Source organism: Acetobacter tropicalis, assembly GCF_001580915.1.
GTDB classification, from domain to species: Bacteria; Pseudomonadota; Alphaproteobacteria; order Acetobacterales; family Acetobacteraceae; genus Acetobacter; species Acetobacter tropicalis.
Window position 1 is genome coordinate 1 of the sequence record NZ_LHZQ01000135.1, and the last position, 7,754, is coordinate 7,754.

Consider the following 7,754-nt stretch of genomic DNA (forward strand, 5'->3'; position numbering starts at 1 on the left):
CTAAACGTACGCAAAGTACACTTTCGTGTCGTGACCCCATTAACACCAGGCGGCGTGCGGCTAACCGGTTTGGATGCGCGGTCCTGCTGTGCCTTCTCCGATACCCTGGTTTTAGCCTGGGGCCAGCGGTACAGCCGCCGGAAGCCATGATCGCATTCATCGCCCATCAACTCGGCATCCCTGCAACGGCTTTTGCTGATTATGCACAAAGGGATCAGACGCGCCGTGGACATGTCATCGAGCTTCAAAAATATCTGGGGTTACGAAGCTTTGGGCTCTCTGATTGGCGGAGTTCCCTTCGCATTGGTGGTAATGTGGCGTGGGCTACAGATCGCGGTGAACCCATAGTCCTGGCTATTCTGGCCCATTTGCGGTTGAGCGGTGTCGTAATTCCATCCACGATGGTGCTTGAGAGGATTGGACTGGCCGCCCGGGCACGGGCGCGTAAGAAAACATTTGAGGTGTTGGCGGCCGGAATGCCCGATGCGGAACGCAATGCTCTGCTCGGACTACTGACGGTTGATCCCGAGTTGCGTCGTTCCCGTTTCGCCTGGTTGCGGGATTATTCAGAATCACCAGCTCCTGCCAACATTGTTTCTCTGCTCGATCGCCTCGATTATGTCCGCGCCATGGGAATCGATCCCACACGGGCTGGCCGTATCCATGCCTCCCGCCTGGCGCGGCTGACCGATGAGGGGGCGATCATGACCGTGCAGCACATTGCCGATCTGGAACCGGCGCGGCGTACGGCTATACTCATTGCCCAGATATCAAGCCTTGAAACCCGGCTGACGGACGTGGTGCTTGCCATGTTCGAGAAATATATCGGCACCTTGTTCAGCCGCGCCCGCAATCGCGACGAACGGCGCTTTCAGGCCACACGGCGTGATGTTGCCAAGGCATTATTGCTGTTCCGCCAAACAATTGCCGCCTTGCACCAGGCGAAGGAAGCCGGCGAGGATGGCGTGAGTGCCGTTGAGCGCGAGATCGGCATGGATCAGCTTGAAGGCGTACTGCCCGTCATCGGCGCCGTCGTGGGCGTGGCGCGTCAGGATATTCTGGTCACAGCAGCCGAGCGGTATGCGGTGCTCCGTCGGTTCAGCCCTCGCTTCCTATCCGCCTTCGAGTTCCGGTCGAATGTGCCGAACGATCCCGTCCTTGCTGCGCTCGAACTTCTTCGCGCCTTGAACCGTGGCATAATCCGTACCTTGCCAAAACGGCCACCATCCGCGTGCCTACCGCTGCAATGGCGCAAGCTGATCTTTGCTGGCGGCTCAGCAGATCGGCGGCTCTACGAAACAGCGATATTGGCCGTTCTGCGTGACAAGCTGCGGGGCAGTAATATCTGAGTTGCTGGCAGCCGTGATTACCAGGCTTTCGAGGCCTACCTGCTCCCGGCCGAAGGCGGCGCGGCCACCGGTATTGATGGTGAAGCCGATCCCGAACGTTACATCGCAGCCCGCACAGAGATGCTGTGCGAACGCATGACCTTCGTGGCCACTCGTGCCGCGCGGGGCAACCTTGACGGGGTGGAGATCGAAGACGGTAAGCTTTTTATCGCCCGCACTCCCCCCTCTTCACCCGAGGCAGCCCGCGATCTGGCGCTGCGGTTGAACAGCATGCTGCCGCGAGTGCGGATCACCGAAGTTCTGAGCGAGGTCGATGCCTGGACCGGGTTCACGGATAAGTTCGTGCATCTGCGCACCGGCAATTCTCCCGCCGACAAAGCTGCCTTGCTGGCGGCGGTGTTGGCCGATGGCACCAATCTTGGTCTGGCTCGCATGGCTGATGCCTCGCGTGGCCTCAGCTATCACCACCTGGTCAATGTGGCCCAATGGCACATTAGCGATGACAATTATGTCGCCGCCCGTGCCGCCATCATCAACGCGCACCATGCACATCCTATGGCAACGATCTGGGATGATGGTACAAGCTCGTCATCAGACGGGCAATATTTTCGGGCCGGGGGCCGCGCGGGAGGCGGCAGTTCGGTAAATGCCAAATATGGCATCGAACCCGGCGCAGTGATGTACACGCACGTTTCCGGCCAATACGGGCCCTTCCACACGCGCGTCATTTCCGCGACCATGAGCGAGGCGCCCCATGTGCTCGACGGGCTGCTGCATCATGTCCACCAGACCGACCTGCGCATCGCCGAGCATTATACCGATACCGCCGGCGCAACCGATCATGTCTTCGGTCTCTGCCACCTGTTGGGATACCGGTTCGCCCCCAGGATCAAGGACTTAAAAGACCGCAAACTCTACACTATCGAAAAGCCGGGCAACTGGCCGCTGCTGACACCGCTGATCGGCGATACCGTTGAAATCACCGCTATCCTTAGCCAATGGTCAGAACTGATGCGGTTGAAGGCTTCCATCAACGCCGGCAACGTTTTGCCTTCCGTCATCTTGCGGAAGTTGGCGGCGGCCGGTGCCGGAAACACCCTATCCCGGGCGCTTCGAGCTTTGGGACGGATCGAGCGAACCCTGTTCACCTTGCAATGGCTGTCTGATCCTGCCTTGCGTCAGCGCAGCCATGCCGGGCTCAACAAGGGCGAAGCCAGCAATGCCCTGCGTCGCGCCGTATTCTTCCATCGCCAGGGTGAAATTCGTGATCGTACCTTCGAGAACCAGAGTTTCCGAGCTTCCGGGCTCAGCCTTATCACCGCCGCCATCGTCCACTGGAATACCGTCTATCTCGACCAGGCCGTCCAGCACCTGCGCGCCCAGGGCACCGCTATTCCCAATGATCTCCTGGCACATGTCGCGCCGCTCGGATGGGAACACATCGCCCTGACCGGGGATTATGTCTGGAATCCAGTCCACACCAGCCTCAGATCTGTACGAAATGTTCGCAATCCGTTCATACCCCGCGCTGCTTAGCGTGCAATTTTTAACAGATCGTGCCGTGACCCCTTCCAGGCAGATAATATAATCTGGAAAGACGGATTTCTTCACTGGCACGGCCGGCACCAGATCCGGAGTTTCGGTCGTTGCCTGTCCCAGGCTGCTGAGCGCCTGAAACACCGTGGAGATAAGACCAGGTAATGCATCGACCGGCAGAGTGTTGCTGCTAACATAGGCGGCGACAATCTGTGTTGTCAGATCGCGCAACGTGTCAGTTTCTGATGATCGTGTTGCTATATCAGTCATGGTCGTTTCCGCCTGTTGTCTTGGCATGATCACGGTCTGCATCGAAAGCATGGAGCCCCGCGCGTCTCCAGCGTGCTTTCAGGTCAACCGGAGCGGTATCATTACCGTCCTGAAGTTGTCCGGCAATGTCCAGGAAGGCCCCGAGCAGGGTGGCGCGGTCATCGTCGGTCAGATCGACCAGCCCCGCCTTCTGGACCAGCCCACCCAGTTCGATCAGATGATGGGTGCGTTCCCGTCGTGCCTTTGCCCAGTCACGCATGTCAGTCCGTGCCTTTCGTGCCTGATGGCGATGGATCAGGGCTACCTGCTTCCTGATCCGTCTTTCAAGCGCCAGAAGTTCCGTTCTGATCGTTTCTGGTTCCTTTCCGGCTGCCCTTTTTTCCGCCAGACTGAAAGAACGCCGTTCCCCGTTCGGTCCACCTCGCGACGGCTTCGGGTTTGCCATCCGCCTGTTCGACAGCCGCAAGCAGAACCCCGGCCAGCGCCTCGATCGACAGGGTATCGGCTCCCGTCGCCTCGACCAGTTCGCCGAGCTGGATGGTCCGTTGCGCCTTAAGCTGCTTCGCCTTTTCCTGAAGCGCCTTCAGTTCCGCATCAATGTCCCGTGGCCTGCGCATTTCCGGTCCCCTATTTTTCGCAATCTGTGCCATACTCTACCACACACGTGAGAACCGCGTCACTCATCCGAACAGATCAATTCCTGTAGCGTAGTAAAATGTGAGTGCGCGCTTATACGTCACTGCGTGACGTGCGCTTGAATGGTGTGATATGATCGCGCTAATGGCGATCTATCACCTGCATGCAAAGGTCATCAGCCGTGCCACCGGACGGAGCGCGGTAGCGGCGGCGGCCTATCGCTCGGCCTCGCGCCTGCATGACGACCGCCTGGACCGCGCGCACGATTTCACAAACAAGAGCGGCGTGGTACATTCCGAGATCCTGCTGCCCGATGGCGCGTCGGAACGGTTTCTCGACCGTGCGATCCTATGGAACGAGGTCGAAGCGATCGAGAAGCGTAAGGATGCCCAGCTTGCCCGCGAGGTGGAGTTTTCAATCCCGCGCGAAATGACCCAGGCGCAGGGGATCGCGCTGGCACGGGATTTTGTGCGTGAGCAGTTCGTGGAACGTGGCATGGTGGCCGATCTCACTGTGCATTGGGATATTGGCGAAGACGGACAGGCGAAGCCCCATGCCCATGTGATGCTGTCCACGCGGTCAGTGGACGAAAACGGGTTTGGTGCGAAAGAGCGTCTGTGGAACGACAAGGAACTCCTGCTGACATGGCGGGAGCGATGGGCGTCGCTTGCTAATGAACGGCTGGCTGAACTGGACCTAGATGTGCGGATCGACCATCGGTCATTTGCCGCGCAGGGGATCGACCTTGAGCCGCAGAACAAGATCGGTCCGGCCGGGATGCGCAGGGAGGAGCGGGGCGAGGACGCGGAGCGGGTTGCCGACCATCTGGAGATCGCGCGGCGCAATGGCGAGAGGCTGCTGGCGGAACCGCATGTGGCGCTGGAGGCGCTGACGCGGCAGCAGAGCACGTTTACCCGTCAGGACCTGGCACGGTTCGTGGATCGGCATACGGCGGATGCTGAACAGTTTACGGCCGTCATGGTTCGGGTGGAGGCGTGTCCGGAACTGGTAGCGCTTGGGAAAGATGGTCATGAGCGGGAGCGGTTCTCCACGCGGGAGATGATCGGGGTCGAGCAGCGGCTGGAAGAAGCGTCGCTCGCGATGGGGCAGTCCCAGGGACATGCGGTGCCGCTGGCGGTGCGTCGGGCGGCAATGGCGCGGGACGGGCTTGGGGAAGAGCAGGCGCTGGCGGTGGGTGAGGTGACGAAGTCCCGCGACCTGTCCGTGGTGGTGGGCTATGCCGGGACGGGGAAGAGCACCATGCTGGGTGTGGCCCGTGAGGCGTGGGAAGAGGCCGGGTATCGGGTACGCGGGGCGGCGCTATCGGGGATTGCGGCGGAAGGTCTGGAAGCTGGGTCCGGGATCGAGAGCCATACCCTCGCATCGTTAGAGCTGGCCTGGGCGAAAGGGCGGGGCCGTCTGGAGCGCGGGGACGTGCTGGTGGTGGATGAGGCCGGCATGGTGGGGTCACGGCAGATGGAGCGGGTGCTGTCAGTCGCACGCGATGCCGGAGCCAAGGTGGTTCTGGTGGGCGATCCCGAGCAGTTGCAGGCGATCGAGGCTGGTGGTGCGTTCCGGGCGGTGGCCGAGCGTGTCGGGTCGGTGGAGATCACAACGGTGCGCCGGCAGCGTGAAGGCTGGCAGCAGGCGGCGACGAAGGAGCTGGCGACCGGGCGGACGGACATGGCGCTGGGGCGTTATGAGGCGGCTGGCCTTGTACGCGGGCATGAGACCCTGGAAGAGGCGCGGGCCGGGGTGGTGGCCGGGTGGGACGCAGCCCGTCAGGCCGCGCCAGAGGACAGCCAGATCATGCTGGCGCACCGGCGTGTCGATGTGCGGGCGCTGAACGAGGCGGCGCGCGAGATCCGCAGGGACGCGGGTGAGCTGGGTGACGACGTGCTGGTGCCGACCGCCCAGGGCGAGCGGGTGTTTGCGGACGGGGAGCGTGTCTACTTCCTGCGCAATGACCGGGATCTGGGGGTGAAGAATGGCACGCTGGGGACTGTGCGGGGCATCACGGGGTCGGTCGAGGCCGGGGATCTGGCGCTGTCGGTGCAGCTCGACGGGGCAGGCGGTGCCGGGCGTGGGCGGGTCGTATCCGTGTCGGTCGCGGATTATGACGCGCTGGATCATGGCTATGCGGCCACCATCCATAAATCGCAGGGTGTGACGGTGGAGCGGGCGCATGTTCTGGCGACGGGGAGCCTGGACCGGCACGGGGCGTATGTGGCGCTGTCCCGGCATCGGGAGAGTGTGTCCGTTCATTGGGGCCGGGATGATGTGGGCGACCGGGACGGGCTGGTGAAGCGGCTGTCGCGCGAGCGGCTGAAGGATACCACGCTGGATTACCCGCAGGTCCGGGATCGGGATCCCGGGTTCGCGCGGCGGCGCGGGCTGTCTGTTCCCGAGAGCGAGATCGTGGTGGAGCGCGGCAAGGCTGCCTCTGGCCCCCAGAAGGACAGGCAGGCGGAAGCGGTCCGTACGCCAGATCCGGCACCGGCGCAGCGGACGCGCGGGATGTTCGATGGTCTGGACCTGTCCGTGCGGCCGGGACGTCGCACGGCGGAAAAAGACGTGTCGGCCGGGATGGAGGCTGAGGCCGGGAAGGGGAAGAATGGGGTTGAGCGTGAGGCTCCGGCATCTCCCTTTGCGGGGTTGAGGTTGCCCCGTGTGCAGCGTGATCTGGTGCCGGCCGGCTTGGGCGGGTTTGTGCTGGGGAGTGACCCGCTTCAGCAGGCGGTGGAGCGGTATGCGCGGGCCTGGGTGGATGCCGAGCGCATGGTGCGTCAGGACCTGCCGGTGCTGCAGCACCAGAAGAAGGCGCTATTTGAAGCCGGCCGGGATCTGGAGCGGGTCCGGCGTGGCGGTGAGGCGGATCTACGGGCGGCGCTGAAGCATCAGTCGGAGATCCGGCAGGCGTTGTATGGTCTGGAAGGGCCGGCACGGGCGCGCAGGCTGGTCGAGGGGCTGGAGCACGAGGACAGGGTGCGGAAAAGTCCAGAACTGCGGGCGGCGCGGTTTGTGAAGGCGTGGGACGGGCTGAGCCGCGAGCAGCAGGGTGTGGCGCTGAAAGAGCTGAAGCGGGACGTGCAGCTTGCGTCCCTCCTGCGGAAGAAAAGCCGCGAGCTGGGCATCAAGAAGGGGTCATCGCTTGATCGCGGGCTGCATCCTCCTCAGCAGGAGCACTCCCTCTCACGCTCCAGGTCGCGCGGTATGGATATGGGTATGTAGGATTTTTCTGGAAAGATATCGTATTTACATTTATGATATCATTCTAGGAAATGAGGAGTTCTGTCATGTCCTCTGTCGTTATTCGCAATCTTCCGGAAGAGACGCATCGAGCGCTGAAGGCGCAGGCCATGCTGCATGGGCGCAGCACGGAAGCGGAGATCCGGACCATTCTGGAAGCGGCCGTCCGGCCCTCGCAGCGGGTGCGACTGGGGTCGCTTCTGGCGTCCATCGGTCGTGAGGCCGGTATGCGTGAACAGGATGTCTCGACCTTGCAGGTTCGCGATCAAACTCCGGCCGAACCGATGTCCTTCGAATGATCCTTCTTGATACCAATGTAATCTCCGAGCCGTGGAAACCTGCCCCTGAACCGCGTGTCCTGGCATGGATTGATGCGCAGGCGATCGAGACGCTTTTTCTGTCTGCCGTCACGGTGGCGGAACTGCGTTTCGGGATCGGGGCGATGCCGGCCGGTCGGCGGCGTTCGGTGCTTCATGAGCGGCTGGAGCAGCAGGTTCTGCCTCTCTTCGAAGGGCGTGTCCTGTCGTTCGATCTGGCGGCGTCACAGGCTTATGCTGAGTTGATGGTGCGGGCCAGATCAGAGGGACGGGCGATTGGGAAAGCGGATGGTTATATTGCGGCGGTCGCTGCATCCCGTGGTTATGCTGTGGCCAGCCGCGACGTATCGCCTTTCGAGGCGGCCGGTGTGCGGGTTCTCAATCCGTGGGAGGATGT

6 protein-coding genes and 2 pseudogenes are annotated in these 7,754 nt (G+C 62.2%); 5 read left to right on the forward strand and 3 right to left on the reverse strand.

Annotation, left to right across the window (positions count from 1 at the left end; genetic code table 11):
- Positions 1-38: 38 nt before the first annotated feature.
- Positions 39-1,349, forward strand: a complete 1,311-nt coding sequence (locus AD944_RS01600; RefSeq protein ID WP_082784179.1) for a DUF4158 domain-containing protein — start codon at positions 39-41, stop codon at positions 1,347-1,349.
- Between the two features lie 12 nt (positions 1,350-1,361).
- Positions 1,362-2,885, forward strand: a pseudogene (locus tag AD944_RS01605) (Tn3 family transposase); the annotation flags it as partial.
- A gap of 29 nt (positions 2,886-2,914) precedes the next feature.
- Here the strand turns inward: AD944_RS01605 and AD944_RS16120 are convergent.
- The 3 genes and pseudogenes from AD944_RS16120 to AD944_RS01615 all read right to left on the reverse strand — a co-directional run.
- Positions 2,915-3,155, reverse strand: a pseudogene (locus AD944_RS16120) (MucR family transcriptional regulator); the annotation flags it as partial.
- Positions 3,148-3,414, reverse strand: a complete 267-nt coding sequence (locus AD944_RS01610; RefSeq protein WP_045543275.1) for a conjugal transfer protein TraD — start codon at positions 3,412-3,414, stop codon at positions 3,148-3,150. The gene AD944_RS01610 and the pseudogene AD944_RS16120, both read right to left, overlap by 8 nt.
- Positions 3,415-3,478: 64 nt before the next feature.
- The gene (locus AD944_RS01615) at positions 3,479-3,772 is read right to left on the reverse strand and encodes a conjugal transfer protein TraD (protein WP_045543274.1); all 294 of its coding nucleotides are present in this window, start codon (positions 3,770-3,772) and stop codon (positions 3,479-3,481) included.
- A 163-nt stretch (positions 3,773-3,935) separates the two neighbouring features.
- Here AD944_RS01615 and traA point away from each other — a divergent pair, with 163 nt between their 5' ends.
- The 3 genes from traA to AD944_RS01630 all read left to right on the forward strand — a co-directional run.
- Entirely contained in the window at positions 3,936-7,022 is a 3,087-nt protein-coding gene (gene traA, locus AD944_RS01620) for a Ti-type conjugative transfer relaxase TraA (RefSeq protein WP_045543273.1), read from the forward strand.
- 65 nt (positions 7,023-7,087) lie between these two features.
- On the forward strand, positions 7,088-7,339 hold the full coding sequence (locus AD944_RS01625) for a FitA-like ribbon-helix-helix domain-containing protein (protein ID WP_045543272.1): 252 nt from the start codon (positions 7,088-7,090) through the stop codon (positions 7,337-7,339).
- Positions 7,336-7,754 (forward strand): type II toxin-antitoxin system VapC family toxin (locus AD944_RS01630; protein ID WP_045543271.1); only part of this gene is annotated, 419 nt, incomplete at its 3' end. The genes AD944_RS01625 and AD944_RS01630, both read left to right, overlap by 4 nt.

Excerpts from the sequence above, each read along its gene's own strand:
- AD944_RS01610 (WP_045543275.1), bottom strand. The coding sequence starts at position 3,414 with ATGCGTGACTGGGCAAAGGCACGACGGGAACGCACCCATCATCTGATC.
- AD944_RS01615 (WP_045543274.1), bottom strand. The coding sequence starts at position 3,772 with ATGCGCAGGCCACGGGACATTGATGCGGAACTGAAGGCGCTTCAGGAA.
- traA (WP_045543273.1), top strand. The coding sequence starts at position 3,936 with ATGGCGATCTATCACCTGCATGCAAAGGTCATCAGCCGTGCCACCGGA.
- AD944_RS01625 (WP_045543272.1), top strand. The coding sequence starts at position 7,088 with ATGTCCTCTGTCGTTATTCGCAATCTTCCGGAAGAGACGCATCGAGCG.